26 protein-coding genes are annotated in these 21,742 nt (G+C 67.4%); 6 read left to right on the top strand and 20 right to left on the bottom strand.

The features are described 5' to 3' along the window. Positions 1-145 precede the first annotated feature (145 nt). The 4 genes from cyoE to AC3WRI_RS28940 are packed head-to-tail and all read right to left on the bottom strand — an operon-like array spanning position 146 to position 3,711. A complete protein-coding gene (gene cyoE, locus AC3WRI_RS28925) occupies positions 146-1,090 on the bottom strand; it encodes a heme o synthase (RefSeq protein ID WP_492294586.1) in 945 nt (314 codons plus the stop codon). After that, positions 1,087-2,199: a COX15/CtaA family protein gene (locus AC3WRI_RS28930; protein ID WP_010814812.1), complete on the bottom strand. Its 1,113-nt coding sequence runs from the start codon at positions 2,197-2,199 to the stop codon at positions 1,087-1,089. Before AC3WRI_RS28930 ends, cyoE begins: the two co-directional genes overlap by 4 nt. Positions 2,200-2,209: 10 nt before the next feature. Further along, positions 2,210-2,860: an SCO family protein gene (locus tag AC3WRI_RS28935; RefSeq protein WP_010814813.1), complete on the bottom strand. Its 651-nt coding sequence runs from the start codon at positions 2,858-2,860 to the stop codon at positions 2,210-2,212. A gap of 53 nt (positions 2,861-2,913) precedes the next feature. Then, complete coding sequence (locus AC3WRI_RS28940) at positions 2,914-3,711, bottom strand: SURF1 family protein (RefSeq protein WP_051398455.1); 798 nt, start codon at positions 3,709-3,711, stop codon at positions 2,914-2,916. Here AC3WRI_RS28940 and AC3WRI_RS28945 point away from each other — a divergent pair. Continuing rightward, entirely contained in the window at positions 3,710-3,919 is a 210-nt protein-coding gene (locus AC3WRI_RS28945; RefSeq protein ID WP_010814815.1) for a twin transmembrane helix small protein, read from the top strand. The two genes, AC3WRI_RS28940 and AC3WRI_RS28945, sit on opposite strands and share 2 nt — an antisense overlap. 129 nt (positions 3,920-4,048) lie before the next feature. Here AC3WRI_RS28945 and AC3WRI_RS28950 read toward each other — a convergent pair whose 3' ends face one another. The 8 genes from AC3WRI_RS28950 to AC3WRI_RS28985 all read right to left on the bottom strand — a co-directional run bounded on the left by AC3WRI_RS28950 (position 4,049) and on the right by AC3WRI_RS28985 (position 10,854). Then, positions 4,049-4,909 (bottom strand): cytochrome c oxidase subunit 3, encoded by an 861-nt coding sequence (locus AC3WRI_RS28950; RefSeq protein ID WP_010814816.1) that lies wholly within the window; start codon positions 4,907-4,909, stop codon positions 4,049-4,051. 144 nt (positions 4,910-5,053) lie between these two features. Further along, positions 5,054-5,278 carry a DUF2970 domain-containing protein gene (locus AC3WRI_RS28955; protein WP_010814817.1) on the bottom strand — a complete coding sequence of 75 codons (225 nt, stop codon included), beginning with the start codon at positions 5,276-5,278 and terminating at the stop codon, positions 5,054-5,056. 39 nt (positions 5,279-5,317) lie between these two features. Beyond that, the gene (locus AC3WRI_RS28960) at positions 5,318-5,929 is read right to left on the bottom strand and encodes a cytochrome c oxidase assembly protein (protein ID WP_010814818.1); all 612 of its coding nucleotides are present in this window, start codon (positions 5,927-5,929) and stop codon (positions 5,318-5,320) included. A 17-nt stretch (positions 5,930-5,946) separates the two neighbouring features. Continuing rightward, the gene (locus AC3WRI_RS28965; RefSeq protein WP_010814819.1) at positions 5,947-6,078 is read right to left on the bottom strand and encodes a cytochrome oxidase small assembly protein; all 132 of its coding nucleotides are present in this window, start codon (positions 6,076-6,078) and stop codon (positions 5,947-5,949) included. Between the two features lie 73 nt (positions 6,079-6,151). Continuing rightward, on the bottom strand, positions 6,152-7,759 hold the full coding sequence (ctaD, locus tag AC3WRI_RS28970) for a cytochrome c oxidase subunit I (RefSeq protein WP_010814820.1): 1,608 nt from the start codon (positions 7,757-7,759) through the stop codon (positions 6,152-6,154). A 38-nt stretch (positions 7,760-7,797) separates the two neighbouring features. Next, positions 7,798-9,060 carry a cytochrome c oxidase subunit II gene (gene coxB / locus AC3WRI_RS28975; RefSeq protein ID WP_011614467.1) on the bottom strand — a complete coding sequence of 421 codons (1,263 nt, stop codon included), beginning with the start codon at positions 9,058-9,060 and terminating at the stop codon, positions 7,798-7,800. A 58-nt stretch (positions 9,061-9,118) separates the two neighbouring features. Next, complete coding sequence (locus AC3WRI_RS28980) at positions 9,119-9,628, bottom strand: DUF2244 domain-containing protein (RefSeq protein WP_011614466.1); 510 nt, start codon at positions 9,626-9,628, stop codon at positions 9,119-9,121. A 272-nt stretch (positions 9,629-9,900) separates the two neighbouring features. Beyond that, on the bottom strand, positions 9,901-10,854 hold the full coding sequence (locus AC3WRI_RS28985) for a methyltransferase domain-containing protein (RefSeq protein WP_210401234.1): 954 nt from the start codon (positions 10,852-10,854) through the stop codon (positions 9,901-9,903). Here AC3WRI_RS28985 and AC3WRI_RS28990 point away from each other — a divergent pair. Both AC3WRI_RS28990 and trmL read left to right on the top strand, forming a co-directional pair. Continuing rightward, positions 10,843-11,700 (top strand): ComF family protein, encoded by an 858-nt coding sequence (locus AC3WRI_RS28990; RefSeq protein ID WP_011614464.1) that lies wholly within the window; start codon positions 10,843-10,845, stop codon positions 11,698-11,700. The genes AC3WRI_RS28985 and AC3WRI_RS28990 overlap by 12 nt on opposite strands. Positions 11,701-11,783: 83 nt before the next feature. Further along, positions 11,784-12,254, top strand: coding sequence for a tRNA (uridine(34)/cytosine(34)/5-carboxymethylaminomethyluridine(34)-2'-O)-methyltransferase TrmL (gene trmL, locus AC3WRI_RS28995; protein WP_011614463.1), 471 nt, complete (start codon positions 11,784-11,786; stop codon positions 12,252-12,254). A 16-nt stretch (positions 12,255-12,270) separates the two neighbouring features. On the opposite strand, the gene AC3WRI_RS29000 is transcribed toward trmL, so the two are convergent. The 5 genes from AC3WRI_RS29000 to AC3WRI_RS29020 form a co-directional block, all read right to left on the bottom strand. Continuing rightward, on the bottom strand, positions 12,271-13,248 hold the full coding sequence (locus AC3WRI_RS29000; RefSeq protein ID WP_492294588.1) for a Bug family tripartite tricarboxylate transporter substrate binding protein: 978 nt from the start codon (positions 13,246-13,248) through the stop codon (positions 12,271-12,273). Positions 13,249-13,284: 36 nt separating this feature from the next. Further along, complete coding sequence (locus AC3WRI_RS29005) at positions 13,285-14,301, bottom strand: NAD(P)H-dependent glycerol-3-phosphate dehydrogenase (protein WP_011614462.1); 1,017 nt, start codon at positions 14,299-14,301, stop codon at positions 13,285-13,287. 93 nt (positions 14,302-14,394) lie between these two features. Next, positions 14,395-14,913, bottom strand: a complete 519-nt coding sequence (secB, locus tag AC3WRI_RS29010) for a protein-export chaperone SecB (RefSeq protein WP_010814828.1) — start codon at positions 14,911-14,913, stop codon at positions 14,395-14,397. 208 nt (positions 14,914-15,121) lie between these two features. Next, the gene (gene grxC / locus AC3WRI_RS29015; RefSeq protein WP_010814829.1) at positions 15,122-15,379 is read right to left on the bottom strand and encodes a glutaredoxin 3; all 258 of its coding nucleotides are present in this window, start codon (positions 15,377-15,379) and stop codon (positions 15,122-15,124) included. An 85-nt stretch (positions 15,380-15,464) separates the two neighbouring features. Beyond that, the gene (locus AC3WRI_RS29020) at positions 15,465-15,878 is read right to left on the bottom strand and encodes a rhodanese-like domain-containing protein (RefSeq protein ID WP_010814830.1); all 414 of its coding nucleotides are present in this window, start codon (positions 15,876-15,878) and stop codon (positions 15,465-15,467) included. A 187-nt stretch (positions 15,879-16,065) separates the two neighbouring features. On the opposite strand from AC3WRI_RS29020, the gene gpmA reads away from it, so the two are divergent. From gpmA to AC3WRI_RS29035, 3 genes are all read left to right on the top strand, one after another. Beyond that, the gene (gene gpmA / locus AC3WRI_RS29025) at positions 16,066-16,812 is read left to right on the top strand and encodes a 2,3-diphosphoglycerate-dependent phosphoglycerate mutase (protein WP_010814831.1); all 747 of its coding nucleotides are present in this window, start codon (positions 16,066-16,068) and stop codon (positions 16,810-16,812) included. Positions 16,813-16,991: 179 nt separating this feature from the next. Beyond that, positions 16,992-18,599, top strand: a complete 1,608-nt coding sequence (locus AC3WRI_RS29030; protein WP_010814832.1) for a S41 family peptidase — start codon at positions 16,992-16,994, stop codon at positions 18,597-18,599. A 140-nt stretch (positions 18,600-18,739) separates the two neighbouring features. Beyond that, the gene (locus tag AC3WRI_RS29035) at positions 18,740-19,504 is read left to right on the top strand and encodes a HesA/MoeB/ThiF family protein (protein ID WP_010814833.1); all 765 of its coding nucleotides are present in this window, start codon (positions 18,740-18,742) and stop codon (positions 19,502-19,504) included. 9 nt (positions 19,505-19,513) lie between these two features. Here AC3WRI_RS29035 and mnmH read toward each other — a convergent pair whose 3' ends face one another. From mnmH to AC3WRI_RS29050, 3 genes are all read right to left on the bottom strand, one after another. Continuing rightward, positions 19,514-20,617: a tRNA 2-selenouridine(34) synthase MnmH gene (mnmH, locus tag AC3WRI_RS29040; protein ID WP_010814834.1), complete on the bottom strand. Its 1,104-nt coding sequence runs from the start codon at positions 20,615-20,617 to the stop codon at positions 19,514-19,516. A gap of 191 nt (positions 20,618-20,808) precedes the next feature. Further along, on the bottom strand, positions 20,809-21,288 hold the full coding sequence (gene bfr / locus AC3WRI_RS29045; RefSeq protein ID WP_010814835.1) for a bacterioferritin: 480 nt from the start codon (positions 21,286-21,288) through the stop codon (positions 20,809-20,811). A 125-nt stretch (positions 21,289-21,413) separates the two neighbouring features. Beyond that, on the bottom strand, positions 21,414-21,719 hold the full coding sequence (locus AC3WRI_RS29050; protein WP_010814836.1) for a (2Fe-2S)-binding protein: 306 nt from the start codon (positions 21,717-21,719) through the stop codon (positions 21,414-21,416). Positions 21,720-21,742 lie beyond the last annotated feature (23 nt).

The raw sequence follows: 21,742 nt of genomic DNA on the forward strand, positions 1-21,742 counted from the left end.
GGGCTTAGGCGGGGCATGCGGCGGAAACCGGTCAGGGGTGGGAGGAAACAGCGGCACCGGAGGGCGGCGACATCACGCAGTATCGCCGATCGTGCCGCCACGCTGCGCCGGCCGCGACAAGATGCCGCAGCCGGTCGGCCACAGGTCAGACCTGCGGCACGAACTTGAAGTAGTGGTCGACCAGCAGCGCGGCGAACAGCAGCGACAGGTACAGGATCGAGAAGCGGAAGGTGCGCTGCGCCAGCTCGTCCGAATAGTTGCGGTACATCTTCCAGGCGTAGGCCAAGAAACCCGCGCCCAGCGCCAGCGCGGCCGCCAGGTAGATATAGCCGCTCATGCCGTAGACAAAGGGCAGCAGCGTCGCGGCGATCATGATCAGCGTGTACAGCAGGATATGCAGCAGCGTGTAGCGCTCGCCGTGCGTGATCGGCAGCATCGGCAGGCCGGACTTGGCGTAGTCGGCGCGGCGGTACAGCGCCAGGGCCCAGAAGTGCGGCGGGGTCCAGGTGAAGATGATCAGCACCAGGAACCAGGCCTCGGCAGGTACCTCGCCCGCCACCGCGGCCCAGCCCAGCGCCGGCGGCATCGCCCCCGAGAGCCCGCCGATCACGATGTTCTGCGGCGTGGCCGGCTTGAGCAGGATGGTGTAGACCACCGCGTAGCCGAGGAAGGTGGCAAAGGTCAGCCACATCGTCAGGTCGTTGGCGTAGACGTGCAGCAGCCACATGCCGGCGCCGCCCAGGATGGCGGAGAACACCAGGGTCTGCGGCGTGGTGATCTCGCCGGTGGCCGACGGGCGCCACGCGGTGCGGCGCATCAGCGCATCGATCTTCTGCTCGACCAGGCAATTGATGGCAAAGGCCGCACCGGCCAGCAGCCAGATGCCGGCGGCGCCGCCGATCAGCACGCGCCACGGCACCATGCCGGGCGTGGCGAGGAACATGCCGATGATGGCGCAGAACACGGCCAGCTGCGTCACGCGCGGCTTGGTCAGGGCGGCATATTGTCGGGCAAGGTGCCGTATCCGGCTCAACTTGCCCAGCGAATGGGGGTGGGTAGCGGTAACCACGGAAGGGGTCTTGTCTTTCATGTGGCGCGGGCGGCGTTCGGCACGGCAGCGGGGGCGCCGGCGGCCCGCATGGTGAGCCCTGCGAGCCCTGTATTGTAGTGGAGGCGGACCAGCAGCAGCAGGAGCAGCGCCGCGCCGCCGTTGTGCGCAACCGCGGCCACCAGCGGCCAGTCGAACACGATATTGGACATCCCGGTGGCCAGTTGCAGCACCAGCGTGGCCAGCAGCCAGCCGGCCGCGCGCGCGAGCCCTTCAAGCCTGCGCGCGCGCAGGCCAAGCCACGCCAGGTAGCCCAGCACGACAAAGGCAAAGCCGCGGTGCACCCAGTGGATCGCCACCAGCGCCGCGTGCGGGATGTAGTCGCCATCGGCGGTCATGCCCAGCTGGCGCCACAGGGTGAAGCCGTGGCGGAAATCCATCTCGGGCACCAGCTGGCCATTGCACAGCGGGAAGTCGGTGCAGGCCAGCACCGCGTAGTTGGTGCTGACCCAGCCCCCCAGGAAGATCTGGATCACCAGCAGCAGCAGGCCGATGCGCACCGGCCAGCGCAGCCGCGCGGCCCGCGCCGCGACCGGGTGCGGCGGATCGTTGCGCGAGCCCAGCTGGATCAGCACGGCCAGCAGAGCCATGCCCAGCATCAGGTGCGTGACCACAATGATCGGCTGCAGCTTCAGGGTCACGGTGAAAGCGCCGAACGCACCCTGCACGCACACCAGCAGCAGCACCCCGGTGGCGAACCACGGCGACTGCTTCAGCTCGCGCCGCTTGACCCACGCCAGCACCATCAGCGTGATGATCAGCACCCCGACCGCCATGGCGAAGTAGCGGTGGATCATCTCGATCCACGCCTTGGCCAGCGTCACCGGGCCGCTGGGCAGCGCGGTCTCGGCCGCGCGGATCGGCTCCATCGCGGCGTGCGGGTTGGAGTGCCCGTAGCAGCCGGGCCAGTCGGGGCAGCCCAGGCCGGAGTCGGTCAGGCGCGTGAAGCTGCCGAACATGATCAGGTCCAGCGTCAGGAACGCCGTGATCCAGGCGAGCTTGCGGTATTTGTTGCGGTCCCCCTTCACCAGCACGTAGGACAGCGGGAACAGCGCGATCAGGATGCCGATGATGGCCAGTTGCAGCAGCATGCCGTCCCCTTTAGCCGATGCGCGAGACCTTGAGCAGCTTCTTCAGGTCGCCGCTCATCTTCTTGGGGTCCGGATCCTGCGGGAAACGCATCATCAGGTTGCCCAGCGGGTCGACCAGGAACAGGGTGTCCTCGGCGCGCTTGCCGGGTTCGGCCGGCAGCCACTGCTGCGCGGCCTGGCGGTCGATGCGCAGGAAGCGCACACCCGCGTAGGGCTCGTTGTAGGCGGCGTTCAGGCGCTCGTCGATCTTGCCGTCGTCGGTCACCAGCCACACCGGCACGATGCGTTCGCGGTCCTGGCCCTGCCCGGCGCGGATCTGGCGGATGGTGAAGAGCTTCTTCGCGCAGGCCTCGTCGCAGGCGGACGGGTCGGTGGTCACCAGCAGCCACTTGCCGCGGAACTGCTCCAGCGGCACGGCCCGGCCCTGCTCATCGGTGACGCGCACCGGCGGCATCGGCCGCTGCGGGTCGACCAGCGCGCCGTAGTTGGTGGCGCCGCCACGCGGCTTGATGACGTAATAGGTGAAGTAAGAGGCGATCACCGGCGACGCGCACACCAGCAACAGCATCAGCATCTGCAGGCGGCCACGGCGCGTGCGCGCATCGATGCGGGTATCCGGCGGCGAGGCCGCGGCGGCCGGGGCGGAGTCTTGCTGTGCCATGGAGTACGTCTGTCCTTTGTCTTCGGCGAGCGCATGCGCCCGGTTCATTCGAGTTACGGTGCTGCCACCCGGCGCGCGCGGCGCCAGCCCAGCACGACCACCAGCACCACCGTCAGCGCGGCCAGCCCGAACCACTGGAAGGCATAGCCGTAGTGCCGGTCCGCGCCCAGGTCGGCCGGGGCCCAGTCGCGCGCCAGGCCATCGCCGCTGTCGCTGCGCTGCTCCAGCACCAGCGGGTGCAGCGCCAGGCCGGTTTCAGCCGCATAGGCAGCGAGGTCCAGGTTCTGGCGGATCTTGCTGCCGGCGGCGTCCTGGCCCAGGCTATAGACCCGCGGCACGGCCGCCAGTGCCGTGCCTTCGATCGTTACCTCGCCCTCGGGCGTGGGGAACGGCGCAATCCGGGTGCGGTCCTGGGCATCGCGCGGCAGCCAGCCGCGCAGCACCAGCACCGCCTGCATGGCGCCGGCGGCACCTGCGGGCGCCGGCGAGGCGGCTGAAATCCGCAGCGGCGTCAGCACCAGGAAGCCGGCGCGGCTATCCCCGGGGCTGCTGCCATTGCCGTGGGGGCGATTATCCAGCAAGACGGTGCGGGCCGTGTCAAAGCGCCCGGTCACGCGGACCGTGCGGTCGGTCACAACTTGCGGCAGCGGGGCCGTGCCCAGCACCACCGGCGGCTGCGCCGACAGCGCCTGCAGCCGCGCCGCGCGCGCCTCCTTGTCGTGCGCGCGGTTGAGCTGCCAGTTGCCCAGCGCGCAGGTCACGGCGATCATCACCAGTGCAGCGGCCAGCGGCAACGGGCTGGTGCGATAATGGGTCTTTCCGTCGCTCCTGGCCCCGACCTGCCCCGCCATGCGCTTTGTCATCATCGTTGCCTTCATCCTGATCATCGCCAGCCTGGCCTCCGCCCTGTTCTTCATGATGCGCGACCGCGGCACGACGCCCAACATGATGCGCTCGCTGATGCTGCGCGTCGGGTTCTCGATGGCGCTGTTCCTGTTCATCCTGTTCTCGAACTGGATGGGCTGGATCCACAGCACGGGCATCCGCATGGCACCCTGAACGCCAGGACGCGGGCACCAGGCCCGCAAAAGACAAACGCCGCAGGCTGGACAACCTCCTGCGGCGTTTCTCTTTTGCGTTGGCGCCGGCGGCCCCCGGGGGGCGCGCCGGCGGGTACGGCAGCCGGATTTACAGCCAGTACACCACGACGTAGAGGAACAGCCACACCACGTCAACGAAGTGCCAGTACCAGGCGGCGCCTTCGAATGCAAAGTGGTGGTCAGGCGTGAAGTGGCCCTTCAGCACGCGGACCAGCACCACGGCCAGCATGATCGCGCCCATGGTCACGTGGAAGCCGTGGAAGCCGGTCAGCAGGAAGAAGGTCGAGCCGTAGATGCCCGAGGTCAGCTTCAGGTTCAGTTCCGAGTAGGCGTGCATGTACTCGTACACCTGGAAGCACATGAAGACCGCGCCCAGCAGGATGGTCAGCGACAGGCCCTGAATCAGCTGGCTGCGCTTGCCGGCCAGCAGCGCGTGGTGCGCCCAGGTCAGCGTCAGGCCGGACATCAGCAGCAGCGCGGTGTTGATGGTCGGGATTGGCCACGGACCCATGGTCTGGAAGCTTTCCACCACGCCGGCCGGGCCGGTGTTGGGCCATACCGCGGCAAAGTCGGGCCACAGGATCTTGTTGTTCAGGTCGCCCAGCCACGGCATGGCGATGGTGCGGGCATAGAACAGCGCGCCGAAGAAGGCCGCGAAGAACATCACCTCCGAGAAGATGAACCAGCCCATCGACCAGCGGAACGACAGGTCGATGTTCTTGCCGTACATGCCGCCTTCGGACTCGCTGATGGCGTCGCCAAACCAGCTCTTGAGCACGAACAGGAACCACAGCAGGCCGAGGCCGCACAGGTACGGCGCCCAGGGCTGCCCGTTTACCCAACCGGCGGCACCCGCGCCCGTCATCAGCAGGCCGAAGCTTGCCGTGATCGGGTGGCGCGACGGGCCCGGTACGAAGTAGTACGGAGCGTTTGCGCGATTCGCACTCATTCTTTTATCTCCAGCTCAGAGTCTTTGATTCAGTATTCGTGATCCGCGCTTTGGCACTGCGGGCCGTCCCCTCCTCCGGGCCAGCCCCGCCGCCGCGGTTGCTTTGTTCTGCGACTGCTTTTGTTGTCTACCCTTCCTGCCCTGCTATCCCGCTGCCTGCCCCACCACGGTGCGCACGATGAGCACCAGCACCGCGATGAAGATGGCCGCCGCGATCACTCCGGCGATCACCACATGCACCGGGTTCAGCCGGGCCATGTCGCGCTCGTGCTCGGCGCCTTTGCGCAGGCCGATGAACGACCACAGCACCGCGCGCATGGTCTGCCCGAACGACATCTTGCGCTTGACCGCGTCCTTCATCTCATCCATTGCCCGTCCTCCTCCGCCCCGGCATGCACCGCGGCCGCCTCAGATGCCCTTGCCGGCCGTTGCCGGCTGCGGCGCCAGCTGGCCCTCGGGCGCCTGCGCCACCGGCGCACCCACCTCGAAGAAGGTGTACGACAGCGTAATATTCTTCACATCCTTGGGCAGCGCGGGATCGATCACGAACACCACCGGCATCTCGCGCGCCTCTTTCGCCTTGAGCGTCTGCTGCTTGAAGCAGAAGCACTCCAGCTTCATGAAATACTGGGTCGCCTGCTTGGGCGCGTAGCTCGGGATGGCCTGCGCCGAAATATCGCGCGGCTGTCCGTTGGCCACCTCGTAGACGATCGTCGCCATCTCGCCCGGATGCACTTCCATGCTGTTCTTCACCGGCCGGAAGGCGAAGGGCCCGCGCGCGTTGGAGTCGAACTCCACCGTGATGGTGCGGCTCTTGTCGACCTGCGTGTTCTTCACCGCGCCGTGCAGCTCGCGCGTGGTGATCACGTTGATGCCGGTGATCTCGCAGATCTTCTTGTACAGCGGCACCAGCGCATAGCCGAAGCCGAACATCACGGCCACGATCACGACCAGGCGCAGCATCATGCCGCGGTTGAACCGCTTGTCCGCTTCCCTGCCAGCCTGCTGGTCGATGCTCATCTCGCTACCCTGCCGCCTCAGCCAAGAAACATCATCTTGGCGAAGAACCCCAGAAAGAAAACCACCACGATCGACAGCAGGATCAGGCCAAGGCGCCGGTTGGCGGCCTTCTGGTCCGGGCGTGATGGGCTTTTGTCTGGAGACTGCATAGCTGCTTCTGTTGCTTGCCGGCGCGGGAGGCGACGCTGCCGCCTCCCGCTGCCTGATTACGCTGGCCGCGCCTTAGCGGACCTGCGGGGGAACTTCAAAGGTGTGGAACGGCGCCGGCGACGGCACGGTCCACTCCAGGCCCTCTGCGCCATCCCAGGGCTTGTCGGCGGCCTTCTCGCCACCGCGGTACGACGGCAGCACCACGAAGAAGAAGAAGTACACCTGCATCAGGCCGAAGCCCAGCGCACCGATCGACGCGATCGCATTGAAGTCAGCGAACTGGGTCGGGTAGTCGGCATAGCGACGCGGCATGCCGGCCAGGCCCAGGAAGTGCATCGGGAAGAAGGTCACGTTGAAGAAGATGATCGACCCCCAGAAGTGGATCTGGCCGCGGGTTTCGTTGTACATGAAACCGCTCCACTTCGGACCCCAGTAGTAGAAGCCCGCGAACAGCGCGAACAGCGAGCCGGCCACCAGCACATAGTGGAAGTGCGCCACAATGAAGTAGGTGTCCTGCAGCTGGATGTCGATCGGGGCCACGGCCGGCATCAGGCCGGTGAAGCCGCCGATGGTGAACACGAAGATGAAGCCGATCGAGAACAGCATCGGGGTCTCGAAGGTCATCGAGCCGCGCCACATGGTGGCGATCCAGTTGAAGATCTTCACGGCGGTGGGCACCGCGATCAGCATGGTCGCGTACATGAAGAACAGCTGGCCGGTCACCGGCATGCCGGTCGTGAACATGTGGTGGGCCCACACGATGAACGACAGGATGGCGATCGAGGCGGTGGCGTACACCATCGAGCTGTAGCCGAACAGGCGCTTGCGGGCAAACGCCGGCACCACCTGCGAGACGATCCCGAACGCCGGCAGGATCATGATGTACACCTCGGGGTGGCCGAAGAACCAGAAGATGTGCTGGTACATCACCGGGTCACCACCACCGGCGGCCGAGAAGAAGCTCGTGCCGAAATGGCGGTCGGTCAGCACCATGGTGATGGCGCCGGCCAGCACGGGCATCACGGCGATCAGCAGGTAGGCGGTGATCAGCCAGGTCCAGCAGAACATCGGCATCTTCATCAGCGTCATGCCCGGGGCGCGCATGTTGAGGATGGTCACGATGATGTTGATCGAGCCCATGATCGACGACGCACCCATGATGTGCATCGCGAAGATGGCCATGTCCATGCCCGGGCCCATCTGCACCGACAGCGGCGCGTACAGGGTCCAGCCGGCGGCGGTGGCGCCGCCCGGGACCAGGAACGAGCCGGCCAGCAGCAGCGCGGCCGGCGGCATCAGCCAGAAGCTGAAGTTGTTCATGCGCGCGAACGCCATGTCGGACGCGCCGATCTGCAGCGGGATCATCCAGTTGGCGAAGCCGACGAAGGCCGGCATGATCGCGCCGAACACCATCACCAGACCGTGCATGGTGGTGAACTGGTTGAACAGCTCGGGGCGGAAGAACTGCAGGCCCGGCTCGAACAGCTCCAGGCGGATCAGCAGTGCCAGCAAGCCGCCCGACAGCAGCATGATGAACGAGAACAGCAGGTACAGCGTACCGATGTCCTTGTGGTTGGTCGCGAACAGCCAGCGGCGCCAGCCATGCGGGTGGTCGTGCGCGTGGTCGTCATGCGCATGATCGTGCGGATGGGCGAGCGCGTCCGGGGTAGCAGTACTCATCGCAAATGCTCCTCTAATCCTGTTCTGTCTTCAGCGGGTCAGCCCGCGACGCGGTTGCCCGCGAGGCTGGCCTGCTTGTCAGCCTTGTCGGCCGGCTTGGCTTCGGCCTTCGGCGCTGCGCCGCCTGCCGCGCCGCCGCCCTCGGGGAACTTGCCCGCACGGGCGCCCACGAAGTCGCTCGGCTGGACCACTTCACCCGTCTTGTTGCTCCAGGCGTTGCGCGTATAGGTCATGACCGCGGCCAGCTCGGTGTCCGAGAGCTGCTTCCACGACGGCATGGCAGCCTTGCCTTCCAGCATGATGTGCATCTGGCCGGCCTTGGGGCCATTGACCAGCTTGGAGCCGTCCAGCGCCGGGAAGGCGCCACCGCCCTTGCCGTTGGGCTGGTGGCAGACCGCGCAGTTGGCGGCGTAGACCTTCTCGCCACGCACCTTCGACTCGTCCAGCGTCCAGGTCTTGTTGGGATCGTCGGCCTTGGCCGCCAGCTCCTTCTTCTTGCCGTCGACCCACTTGGTGTAGTCGGCGTCCGAGACCACGCGCACCACGATCGGCATGAAGGCGTGCTCCTTGCCGCACAGCTCGGCGCACTGGCCGCGGTACACGCCGATCTTCTCGGCCTTGAACCAGGTGTCGCGCACGAAGCCGGGGATCGCATCCTGCTTGACGCCGAAGGCCGGGATCATCCAGGCGTGGATCACGTCGTTGGCGGTGGTGACGATGCGGATCTTCTTGTTGACCGGCACGACCAGCTCGTTGTCCACCTCCATCAGGTAGGTATTCGACTTGGGCTGCTCGTTGTTGATCTGCTCGCGCGGGGTGGTCAGGGTCGACACGAAGGAGATGCCTTCGCCTTCGCCCTTCAGGTAGTCATAGCCCCACTTCCACTGGTAGCCGGTGGCCTTGATGGTGATGTCGGAGTTGGTGGTGTCCTTCATCGCCACCACGGTCTTGGTGGCCGGCAGGGCCATCGCAATCACGATGATGAACGGGACGATGGTCCAGATCACTTCGACCGTGATGCTCTCGTGGAAGGCAGCCGGCTTGGCACCCTTGGCCTTGCGGTGCTTGAAGACGGAATAAAACATCACGCTGAATACCGCGACGAAGATCACCGTGCACATGATCAACATCATCCAGTTCAGCCAGTGAATCTGTTCGGCGATCTTGGTAACCGGCTCGGTCAGGTTGAGCTGGCGCACGGCGGGGCCGCCCGGCATGTCGCTGACCGCGGACGCCGCCTGGCTGGCAAGCAGGGACGCGCCGGCCAGACAAACTGCGGATGCCTTCTTCCACATTTTCATTTGTTATCTACCCAATTTACAGATTCAAATCTGTCCCCGCCGCCGCCACCGCCGCCTCTCAGAGGCGGCGCAAGGCCGCTGCGAGCTCCTGCGCGAACTTGCGTCGCCGGTACGGGTCCACGTGACACCCCACCTGTACCTCACGCCCGCCCGAGCGCAGCGTCACCAGCGCGCGGAACGATTCACCCAGTTCGATCCGCACCCAGCGCGGATTGAATTCCTGACGCGTCACCCGTCCGGCGCTGGCTGTCTCCACGACCAGCGTGCCGTCGGTGATGCTGACGCGCTCATAGTCTGTCGCATGGCGCGCATACACCAGCAGTGCGATGCCCAGCCCGATCAGCTCGATGCTCGCGAACGGCAGTACGAGCCAGGACCCTTGCCACGCAAAAAACAACGCGATGGCAAGCGAAACCGTGAGGATCGAGAGGTAAAACCAGCCGACCTGGCGTGGACTCAGCGAGCAATTCCGCTTCATCAGCCAGTCGTGGGGCGCGGGGGGAGGTCCGTCGAGATTTCCGCCGGAGTCACCACCTGCCGTCTGGAATGCGATACCCAAGTCTTGCATCGCCAACCACTCTGCATCGGATGCACACCCGGGACGATGGCGTCCGGGCCGCACAGTGCAAGTGCAAAACCAGGACGTTCTTGTGCCAGGGGACCACTGCGACAAACTGGCGCATTATAGGGCGCTTCCCATACACGGACAAGGGCGCGCCTTGACCGGACGGCTTGCGCGCTGCTTGATTCTGTGCATAGGGAAGGGCCCCGCCATCGCCCTGCCCGCCGCGCCGGCGCTATGTTTGCGGCAATCCAGCACCGGCGCAAGTTAACTCTGTTTTAACTTGTCCGACGCGGCCTTGCACGGCCGATCTGGTCCAGCGGCACCACCGCGCGGCCCTGGTCGTCGACCGCCTGGCCGCCACGCGGGGCCAGCTTCCAGGCGTGGCCGTAGACGATCTCGAAGGTCAGCGGGATCACGCCGTCGGCGTTGCGCCGCCGCTCCAGCGCCTGCGCCAGCGCCTGGTACCAGCCGCGGCCGCGCAGGCCCTGCGGCAGCGACCCGACCGGCCCGCGCAGGCCGCCGAAGGCCTGCACCTCGCGCAGCAGCGTGGCGGGGGACTCGTAGGTCACGGTCAGCGTCTCCATGTCCATCACCGGGGTGGACCAGCCGCTGTGCACCAGCATGTCGCCGATATCGTGCATGTCGACAAAGCGCAACGTATGGGGTGCCTGGTCGACTTCGGCAAAGGCCGCGCGCAGCTCCTTCAGGGTGTCCGGGCCGAACAGCGAGAACAGCACCAGCCCTTCGTCGCGCGCCACGCGGTGCCACTCCGGGAACACGCGGTGCGGCTCCGGATGCCAGTGCAGCGCCAGGTTGGACCACAGCAGGTCGAAGCTCGCGGGCGCAAAAGGCAGTGTGGCAAGATCGCCCTGGACCAGGTCAAAGAGCGGCCGCTTGCCCAGCATGCGGCCGATCCAGCCGGGCCGGCGCTGCGGGTCGCGCTGGCCGGCCTCGGCCAGCATCGCGCCGGAGATGTCCAGTCCGGCAATCTGCGCATCCGGGAAGCGCGCGCGCAGCCCGGCCAGGCCCTGGCCGTGGCCGCAGCCGATATCCAGCGCGCGCTGCGGCGCCAGGCGGATCACTTCCATGCGCTCCTGCATGCGGCGGCCGATCTCGCCCAGCAGGAAGTCCAGCTGGCCGAAGCCGCGGCTGCGCCGGTCGAAGGCGAGCCGGGTCAGGCGCGCGGGCGGCAGGAAGGCATCGGGGGAATCAGCGGCATGCAGGGACACGGGCAGACAGGGCAGCAAGAAAACCAGGAACCGGCGCGGGGACAGATACAGGATCAGGCCCGAGCGCCGGATGAATGCGGCCGCCGCGCCCGATGGGCCGCGGCCGGACGGCAAGTATACGCGCGCGCCGCGCTGGCTGCCGGCGCCGCCGGCAAGGCGCTGGCCGGCGCCGCCGAACTGCTGCTGCCAAGCGCCTGCGCGCTGTGCGGCGCGGTGCAGCGGCAGGTGGTCTGCGCGCCCTGTGCCGCCGACTTGCTGCGCCCGGTGCGGCGCTGCCCCGCCTGCGCGCTGGCGCAGGGGCGCCACTTCCACTGCCCGGCCTGCGCGGCATCGCCCCCGGCCTACGACCAAGCCCACACGCTGGGCGACTACGCTTCGCCGCAGGACCAGCTGGTGCTGGCGCTCAAGTTCGGCCACGCCCTGCCGCTGGCGGGTTGGCTCGCGGCCAGGCTGGCCGCGGGACTGCAGGGGGCCTGGGCCCGACAGCCCGCGCCCGACCTGCTGGCGCCGATCCCGCTGTCGCCACAGCGGCTGGCCGCGCGCGGCTTCAACCAGGCCTGGGAAATCGCGCGGCCGCTGGCGCGCCACCTGGGCCTGCGCGCCGACCCGGTGCTGCTGCAGCGCCAGCGCGACACCGGCAGCCAGCGTGCGCTGGACCTGGCCGCCCGTCAGGTGAACCTGCGCGGCGCCTTCAGGCTGGCGCGCGCCGCGCGGCTGGACGGCATGCACGTGGCGCTGGTAGACGATGTGATGACCTCCGGCGCCACCCTGCACGAGGCCGCCGGCGTGCTCAAGGCGCATGGCGCGGCTCGCGTCAGCGTGATCGTCGCGCTGCGCACGCCGTAGCTTTGGATGACAGTGGCCGGTGCGCGCGGTAAGCTGCGCACCGTTCTGACGAAGGGCGCAGTGCGCCCGCCATCCCCCGCATCATGTTCAACGTCGTCCTGGTCGAACCGGAAATCCCGCCCAATACCGGCAATGTGATCCGCCTGTGCGCCAACACCGGAGCGCAGCTGCACCTGGTCAAACCCCTGGGTTTTCCGCTGGAAGACGCGCGCATGCGCCGCGCGGGACTGGATTACCACGAGTACGCCACCATGCGCGTGCATGAAAGCTGGGACGCGCTGATGGCCAGCGAGCAGCCCGACCCGGCGCGCATGTTCGCGCTGACCACGCGCGGCTCGACACCGTTCGGCGAGGTGGCGTTCCGCCCCGGGGACTGGTTCGTGTTCGGTTCCGAAACACGCGGGCTATCGCCGGAGCGGCGCGACTGGTTCCCGCCCGCGCAGCGCATCCGGCTGCCGATGCGGCCCGACAACCGCAGCCTGAACCTGTCGAACACGGTCGCCGTGGTGGTGTTCGAGGCGTGGCGCCAGAACGGGTTCGAAGGCGGCAGCTGAGCCGCCCGGCCAGCGCCTACTCCGGCTGCACGCCGGCGGCGCGGATCACCTTGTCCCAGCGCGCCTTCTCGCTCACCATGGTCTGGCGCAGCGAGGCCGGCGCGGTGCCGGCCGGCACGAAATACTGCGCGCGCATCTTGTCGCGCACGTCGGCGCTGCCGATGATCGCCACCAGCTCGCGGTAGAGCCGGTCGATCACAGCCTGCGGCGTGCCCGCCGGCGCCAGCACCGCCTGCCAGGAAATCGCCTCGAAGCCCGGGTAGCCGGATTCCGCCACTGTCGGCACCGACGGCAACACCGCCGTGCGCCCCGTCGTGGTCACGGCCAGCACGCGCAGCTTGCCCGCGTTGACCTGCGGCATCGCGATCGCCGGCACCATGAAACCCGCCTGCACCTGCCCGCCCACCATCGCCGTGGTGATCTGCGGGAAGCCGGGGTATGGCACGTGCTGCAGGTCGATGCCCGCCATCGCCTTGAGTTGCTCCATCGCCAGGTGCGAGGCACTGCCGTTGCCGGGCGAGCCATAGTTCAACTCACCCGGCTTGGCCCGTGCCAGCGCGACGAACTCGCGCAGGTTGTGCACCGGCAGGCGTGCATCCACCACCAGCACGTTGGGCGAGGTCGCCACCAGCGTGACCGGCGCCAGCTGGCGGAACGGGTCGTAGTTCAGGTTGCGCGACAGCGTCGGCGCGGTCACCAGCGGGCCGTTGATGGTGAACAGCAGGGTGTAGCCATCCGGAGCGGCGCGCGCCACCATGCCGGTGCCGATATTGCCGCCGGCGCCGGGACGGTTTTCCACCACCACCGGCTGGCCCAGCGCGGCGGCCAGCTTTTCGGTCACGATGCGCGCGATCAGGTCGGGCGATGAGCTCGGCGGGAACGGCACCACCATGCGGATCGGCCGCGCGGGCCAGGGTTGGGCGAAGACGCCGCCGGAAGTCCCGGCGGCGCAGGCGGCAGCCAGCGCGATCAGCGCTTGTCGTCGTGTGGGCATGCGGTGCGGAGGATCAGAAGTTGGATACGCGAGTCATCATTCGTCGCGCGCGTCGCGCTGCAGCAGCTGCGCCACCGCATCGGCGGCGCTCAGCCCGTCGAACAGCACCGCGCAGACCGCGCGGGCGATCGGCATCTCGACACCGTAAGCCGAGGCTAGCTCTGCCACAGCCTGGGCGCAGCGCACGCCCTCGGCGACGTGGCCCAGACCGGCCAGGATCTGCTCCAGGCTCTGCCCCGCCGCCAGCTGCTGGCCGACCTTGCGGTTGCGCGACAGGTCGCCGGTGGCGGTCAGGATCAGGTCGCCCACGCCGGCCAGGCCCATGAAGGTCTCGACCCGGCCGCCCAGCGCCAGCCCCAGGCGCGTCATTTCGGCCAGCCCGCGCGTCACCAGCGCGGCGCGCGCGTTCAGGCCCAGGCCCAGCCCGTCGCTGGCGCCGGTGGCAATGGCCAGCACGTTCTTGACCGCACCGCCGACTTCCACGCCGGTCAGGTCGTCGCTGCCGTAGATGCGCATCGCATGATGGTGGAAGGCCGCCTGCGCGCGTTCGGCCAGCGACGGCTCGTTGCCTGCCACGGTCAGCGCGCACGGCAGCCCCAGCGCCACCTCGCGCGCGAAGCTGGGGCCGGTCAGCACGCCGTAGGCAAAGCCCTCGGTGCGCCCGGCGGCGTCGAGTTCGGCCCGCACCATCTGGTGCGGCAGCAGGTGGGTGCCGGACTCGAAGCCCTTGCACAGCCACAGCATCGACACCGGCCTGGCGCCGCGCGCGGCCAGCCGGCGCGTCATCTCGCGCAGGCCCGCCACCGGGGTGGCCACCACCACGATGCCGTCGGCATCGTCGGCGGCATGCGCCACGGCCTGCTCGAAGTCTGCCTGCACCGCCAGCCTCTCGGACAGCGTCACGCCGGGCAGGTAGGCGGCGTTCTCACGCGTGGCCGCGATGGCCGCGAGTTGCGCGGGGTCGCGCCCCCACAGCACCACGTCATTGGCGGCCGCGGCATGGCTGGCGAGGGCGGTGCCCCAGGCACCGGCACCGAGGAAGGTCAGTTTCATGGCAGCTTGATCCGAGGATGGACGCAGTCGATGGTAGCCCAAAGGCAAAACGGGGCCGCAGCCCCGTTTCGATGATGGCTCAGGACGCCGGAATCAGTGGCGGGCCTGGCTGCCGTCGGGCATCACGATGCCGCTGTTGCCGCCTTCGGCACCCTGGGCTTCTTCCATGGCGGCCTGCAGGCGTTGCTCATACAGCGCCTGGAAGTTGATTTCCGACAGGTGGATGGCCTGGAAGCCGGCGCGGGTGATCACGTCAGCGATATTGCCGCGCAGGTACGGGTACAGGATGGTCGGGCAGGCGATGCCCAGCAGCGGGTCCAGCTGCTCCACCGGCACGTTGCGGATATCGAAGATGCCGGCCTGGTGCGCTTCCACCAGGAAGGCAACCTTGTCCTGCACCTTGGTCGTCACGGTGCCCGTCACCACCACCTCGAAGATCCCTTCCTGCAGCTGCGAAGCGCCGACGTTGACCTGCACTTCCACCGACGGGGCTTCCGATTCCAGGAAGATGCCGGGCGAATTGGGCTGCTCCAGCGACATGTCTTTCAGGTAGACGCGCTGGATGTTGAAGAAGGGTTGATCGTCCTGCTGGGTGTTTTGCTGGTCGCTCATGAAAGGCTTCCGGGAGGATGGGCTGGTGTGCATCGGGCGCGGCGGCCGCAATCCTTGCATCGTGCAAGGCTGGCCGGTGCCCGCTTGAAAAACGCATATGGTACATGACGCGGGTGGCGAATTCACCCGCGCCGGGGGTAAGCCGGAACCAGCGCGGCGCGGAATCAGACGATTCCGCGCCAGCGCCGGCGCAACCGGCGCAACCGGCTCAGGCGGCCAGCAGCGGCACCAGGCCGCCCTGGCGGTCCAGCGCCGAGAGGTCGTCGAAGCCACCCACGTGGGTCTCGTCGATGTAGATCTGCGGCACGGTGCGGCGACCGGTACGGGCCATCATCTCTTCGCGCTTGCCGGGTTCGCGGTCGATCAGGACCTTCTCGATCGTTTCCACGCCCCTGGACTTGAGCAGGCGTTCAGCCATCAGGCAATACGGGCACACCACGGTGCTGTACATGACGACACGGGCCATGCGGGTTCTCCTTGAATGCAATGCGCGCGCGGCCCGGCCTGGCCGGGGGCGCGCCTTGTGACGGATACGGCGGTGCTGCCCGGGATTACTTCACCAGCGGCAGGCCTGCCTGCTGCCAGGCGGCGATGCCGCCCTCGAGCGCGTAGATCTCACTGTAACCGGCTTCCTTCAACGCTGCCTGGGCCTTGCCCGAGCGCTGGCCGGTCTGGCACACGACGATGATGGGGGCAGCCTTGTCCTTTGCAAGGCCGGCCGCGCGCGAGGGCAGGTCGGCCAGCGGAGCGCTCTTGGCTTGCGGCAGGTGACCCTTGGCATACTCGGCGGGCTCGCGGATGTCGACCACGACCGCGCCGCGCTTGTTGATCAGCTGGGTCGCGGTGGCCGTATTGACGGTCTTGCCGCGGGTGCTGCGCGAGATCGCGGGCCAGGCCAGCAGGCCGCCCGAGACCACGGCAAGGGCGATCAGAGCGAGGTTGTTGTAGTCGGCGAAGAAATTCACGTTGGCATTCCGGTAGGTTGGGTCGGCGGCATTATAAAATACGCGGTTTGGCGTCCAGGCCCTGCCGTCGCATGGCCATCCGCCATTGTCGCCTGTCTGAGACATGGGATGTCCACAAGGAACCCATCAGCCCTTCCAGGTGACGGCGCGGACGCATGCAGGTTACCTACTCTCTGGAAGCAGCAGCATGTACAAGCTCGTCCTCATCCGCCACGGCGAATCCACGTGGAACCTTGAAAACCGCTTTACCGGCTGGGTCGACGTCGACCTGACCGAAACCGGCGCCGACCAGGCGCGCCAGGCCGGCAAGCTGCTCAAGGATGCCGGCCTGGGCTTTGACGTGGCCTATACCTCGGTGCTCAAGCGTGCCATCCGCACGCTGTGGCATGTGCAGGATGAAATGGACCTGATGTGGATCCCGGTGCGCAACGAATGGCGCCTGAACGAGCGCCACTACGGCGCGCTGGCCGGCCTGAACAAGGCAGAAACGGCCGCCAAGTTCGGCGACGAGCAGGTGCTGGTGTGGCGCCGCAGCTATGACACGCCGCCGCCCGCGCTGGAGCCCACCGATCCGCGTGCCTCGTACGACGATCCGCGCTACGCCAATGTGCCGCGCAATGAGATCCCGCTGACCGAATGCCTGAAGGACACCGTGGCCCGCGTGATGCCGCTGTGGAACGAATCCATTGCCCCCGACATCCAATCGGGCAAGCGCGTGGTCATTGCCGCCCATGGCAACAGCATCCGCGCGCTGGTGAAATACCTGGACCAGATCTCGGATGACGATATCGTCGGACTCAATATCCCCAACGGCACCCCGCTCGTCTATGAGCTGGACGCCGACCTGCGCCCCCTGCGCCACTACTACCTGGGTGACCAGGACGCCATCGCCGCCTCGCTGGCGGCCGTGGCCAGCCAGGGCAAGGCACGCTGAAGCCCGCCCGGGCGGCCGCGCGCGGATGTGCGGCCGCCCACCCTGAGCCGGGACGGGACAGGCCCTTTCCACCACTCGCACTTATACTGTCCGACAAACCGCCCGGCGCCGGGCGGCCGCAGCCGGCATAATCCCCATACCGTACACCAGTACTTCGAGTACACGTTCAGGCAGCCCTCATGCGCAAGACCCTCAAGAACATCAGCCTGGTTTCTGTCGGCCTCGTCGCCGGCGTGCTCGCCACGCTGCAGATTTCGGCGACCGCCCAGAATTCATCGGGGCCCTTGCCGCTTGACCAGCTGCGGCTGATGGCCGATATCTTCGGGCAGATCAAGCGCGAGTACGTGGAGCCGGTCGATGACAAGAAGCTGCTGACCGAAGCCATCAAGGGCATGGTCGCCAGCCTCGACCCGCATTCGTCCTATCTCGACGAGAAAGACTTCAAGGAACTGCAAGAAGGCACGCGCGGACGCTTCGCCGGCCTGGGCATCGAGATCTCGCAGGAAGAAGGCCTGGTCAAGGTGATCAACCCGATCGAGGACACCCCTGCCTTCCGCGCCGGCATCCAGCCGGGCGACCTGATCACCCGCATCGACGACAAGCCCGTGCGCGGCCTGCCGCTGGAGCAGGCGGTCAAGCGCATGCGCGGCGAGCCCGGCACCAAGGTCACGCTGACCATCTACCGCAAGAGCGAGGAACGCACCTTCCCGGTCTCGATCACGCGCGCCGAGATCCGCGTGCAGTCGGTCAAGGCCAAGATGCTGGACAACAATATCGGCTGGATCCGCCTGACCAGCTTCCAGGAACGCACCATCGCCGACCTGTCCCGCAAGCTGGCCGAACTGGCGCAGAAGAACCCCAACATGAAGGGCCTGGTGCTGGACCTGCGCAACAACGGCGGCGGCGTGCTGCAGGGCGCGGTCGGCGTGGCCGCGGCCTTCCTGCCGGAAGACGCCACGGTGGTGTCCACCAACGGCCAGGTGCCCGATGCCAAGCGCGTGTACAAGGCGACGTACAACAACTACCGCCTGTCGTCGCTCGAAGACGATCCGCTCAAGGACCTGCCCGCGCTCTACAAGAAGATCCCGATGGTGGTGCTGACCAACGCCTACTCGGCCTCGGCCTCCGAGATCGTGGCGGGCGCGCTGCAGGATCATCACCGCGCGCAGATCATGGGCAAGACCACCTTCGGCAAGGGCTCGGTGCAGACCGTGCGCCCGCTGACCAACGACACCGGCATCAAGCTGACCATCGCGTACTACTACACGCCGAGCGGCAAGTCGATCCAGGCCAAGGGCATCCGTCCGGACATCCCGGTCGACCAGAACCCCGAAGGCGATCCGGACGACGCGCTGATCACGCGCGAAATCGACACCGAGCGCCACCTGCACAACAAGCAGGAATCGGAACAGCCGGAAATGACCGAGCGCGAGCAGCGCCGCGTGGACGAACTGCGCCGCCTGGAAGAAGAGAACGCGAAGAAGACGCCGGAAGAGCGCGAGAAGGACCGCCGCAAGAAGCCGGTTGAATTCGGTACGGCCGACGACTTCATGCTGCAGCAGGCCATCGCCCAGCTCAACGGCCAGCCGGTCAAGCGCTCCAAGTCGAAGCTGGAAACCAATCCGCCGGCCGACAACGGCAAGGCGGCCAAGCCCTCGGGCAAGAGCGGCGCCAAGGGCGCCAGCGCACCGGCAGCCAAGCCGGCGGCGCCGGCCCCCGGCAAGCAGCCGCCGGCCAGCGCTCCGATCGGCGAGCCGCTGGGCACGCCGACGGGCAAGGCACCCTGAGAGCCTGGGGCTTTATTCAGGCTGCCGGTTTGCTCCCCTCTCCCCATGAGGGGAGAGGGAGTACACCTTGCTTGGGCTAGCTCGGGCGGCTTTGGAGCACCCAAAACCGCCCTCCCCTTCAGCACTCGAGGGATTACCTCATGAGCGACGACGGCCTCAACGACGAACAACTGCTGCGCTACTCGCGCCACATCCTGCTGGACGAGCTCGGCATCGAGGGCCAGCGGCGCCTGCTTGCCGGCCATGCGCTGGTGATCGGTGCCGGCGGCCTGGGCGCGGCCGCGCTGCCCTTCCTGGCCTCGGCCGGGGTGGGCCGCATCACGGTGGTCGACGACGATGAAGTCGACCTGACCAACCTGCAGCGCCAGATCATCCACACCACCGCCAACGTGGGCCGGCCCAAGGTGGATTCGGCGCGCGAAGGCATGCTGCGCATCAACCCGGGGCTGGAGATCGTGACGGTGCCCGCGCGCGTGGGCGATGCAGAGCTTGCCCAGCTCGTCGCCAGCGCCGACGTGGTGCTCGATTGCTGCGACAACTTCGCTACGCGCCAGGCAGTCAACCGCGCCTGCGTGCGCCACAAGGTGCCGCTGGTGTCAGGCGCGGCGCTGCGCTTCGATGGCCAGATCAGCGTGTTCGACCGGCGCCAGCCCGACGCGCCCTGCTACGCCTGCCTGTTCCCGCCGGCCGAACCCGCGCCGGAAGTGGCCTGCGCCACCATGGGCGTGTTCGCGCCGCTGGTCGGCATGGTCGGCACCGTGCAGGCGGCCGAGGCGCTCAAGCTGCTCGCGGGTGTCGGCGAGAGCCTGGCGGGCCGGCTGCTGATGGTCAATGCGCTGTCGATGGAATGGACCACGATGCGGCTGGCACGCACGCCGGATTGCCCGGTCTGCGCCGGGCACTGAATCGGCAGACTAGCCCCGCTGCGCCGTGTGCGCCCGCAGCCAGTCGGTGACTGCGGCGCGGTCACCGCGAAAGACGATGCGCGCCTCGCGCTGTTCGCGCTGGAAGGCGTACATCGGATCGTAGTACTCGCGCAGCAGCACTTCGATCCAGCCGCGGTGCAGATCCACTTCGCCCCGCTCCGCCTGCTGCGCCAGCGCCTGGTCCAGCAACGCCGACAGCTTGCCGTAGCGGGCACCGCCCAGCCGCGGCGAGATCCCGGCCATGGCCTCGCGCAGGCGCGTGGCGTAGGCTTCGAAGCCTTCCGTGCTGCCCTTCTCGGCAATGAACTCCGCCGCCAGCCCCTGCACATAGTCGCGCAGCACGCGCTCCACGCGTTCGTCGAACGACGCTTCCAGCCACACCAGCGGGCTGGCCTGCATGCGCTGCGTCAGCACCTGCGGCACGTCGCGGCTGCCGATAAAGCGGCCCTCGTCCTCCACCAGCAGCGCGCGCCAGCCTGCGTCAATATGCCGCAGCACGTCGATGGCCAGCGCGTTCTCGAAATCGATCTGCGGCGGCTGCGCCAGCGCGCGCCGGCCGAAGGCCGAGCCGCGGTGCCGCGCATGGCCTTCGAGGTCGATCGCGGCGGGCACGTCGGCCAGCACATCGGTCTTGCCGCTGCCGGTCAGGCCGCCCAGCACAAACCATTGCTGCTCGGCCGCCGCGGCATCGGTGGTCTCGATCAGGAAGCCGCGCATGGCCTTGTAGCCGCCGGTCACGCGGGGGTAATCGACACCGGCCGCATGCAGCCATTGCTGCACCAGCTGCGAGCGCAGCCCGCCGCGGAAGCAATACAGGTAGCCGTCCGGATGCGCGCGCGCAAACTCCGCCCAGGCTGCGATCCGCGCGGCCTTGCGCAGCCCGGACACCAGCTGGTGGCCAAGTTCGATTGCCGCCTGCTGGCCCTTCTGCGCATAGCACAGGCCCACCTCGTGGCGCTCGGCATCATCCATCAGCGGCAGGTTGACCGCGCCGGGGAAGGCCCCGCGCGCGAATTCCAGCGGCGCGCGCACGTCAAGCATGGCCACGCCGCTGAGGAACAGGGTGCGGAAGTCCGCGGTGTCAGGGCGCATCATTAATCGTAGGGTGAGATTTGCGCGGCGCCGTGGCGGGACAGGAGCCTTTGCCCGCCAGGGACGCCTGGATAAAGAACAGGAATCGGAATGAGAAGGGTTACTGCCTGCAGGCGAGCAACAAGGCGGAGCCGAACGGCGCCGCGCGCTGGGGCGGCCGCTCATCGAGAGCGCCCACGCCGGAAACCGGCTTATTGCTCGCCCGGCTCCATCTGCGACTGCAGGTAGTTCTGCAGCCCGACCTTGTCGATCAGGTCCAGCTGCGTTTCCAGGTATTCGATATGTTCCTCGGTATCGGTGAGTATATCGACCAGGATTTCGCGGCTGACGTAATCGCCTACGGATTCGCAGTAGGCGATGCCTTCCTTGACGGTGGCGTGCGCGGTCTGCTCCAGCTTCAGGTCGCACTTGAGCATCTCGGGCGTGTCTTCGCCGAGCAGCAGCTTGTGCAGATCCTGCAGGTTGGGCAGGCCGTCCAGCATCAGGATGCGCTCGATCAGGCGGTCGGCGTGCTTCATTTCGCCGATCGATTCCTTGTACTCCACGTCGCCGAGCTTCTTCAGGCCCCAGTGGCGATACATGCGGGCGTGCAGGAAATACTGGTTGATCGCGGTCAGCTCGTTCTTGAGCTGGGCGTTCAGATGCTGGATGACCTTCTTGTCACCTTTCATTGGCGGCTCCTGTTGCACCGGGCCCGCGCAAAAACACGAAACGGCGCCAATGGCGCCGTGCAGTCAGTGAAAAAGGAAAAAGCGCAAAAGCGCGCCGTGAACTGGTCTTCAGTTCATGGGCGCGTTCAGGCCACCAGCGCCTTGCGCTGGTCGTTCGCGACTGCCGGATCCCGAGTGTCCATTATGGTACATGGGCCCGACGCGGAACAGGAAGAAATCTCCACAACCTGGATGTTGGCGAGGGTCGCAACGGTGACATTGCGCACCGCCGCCACGCCTTCCTGCAACACCTGGTGCGCGCACTCGCGGCAGCGGCCGCAGCAGGTGCCGACGCCAAGCGTTTCGGCCAGTTCGTCGAGGGTTTCGATGCCCAGGTGCGCAGCACCGTGAATCTCACGATCGGTGATCTGGTTGCAGATGCAGACGTACACAAGTCCCTCCGTTGGGGCGCGTG

This window comes from Cupriavidus sp. FW305-27 (genome assembly GCF_058787995.1).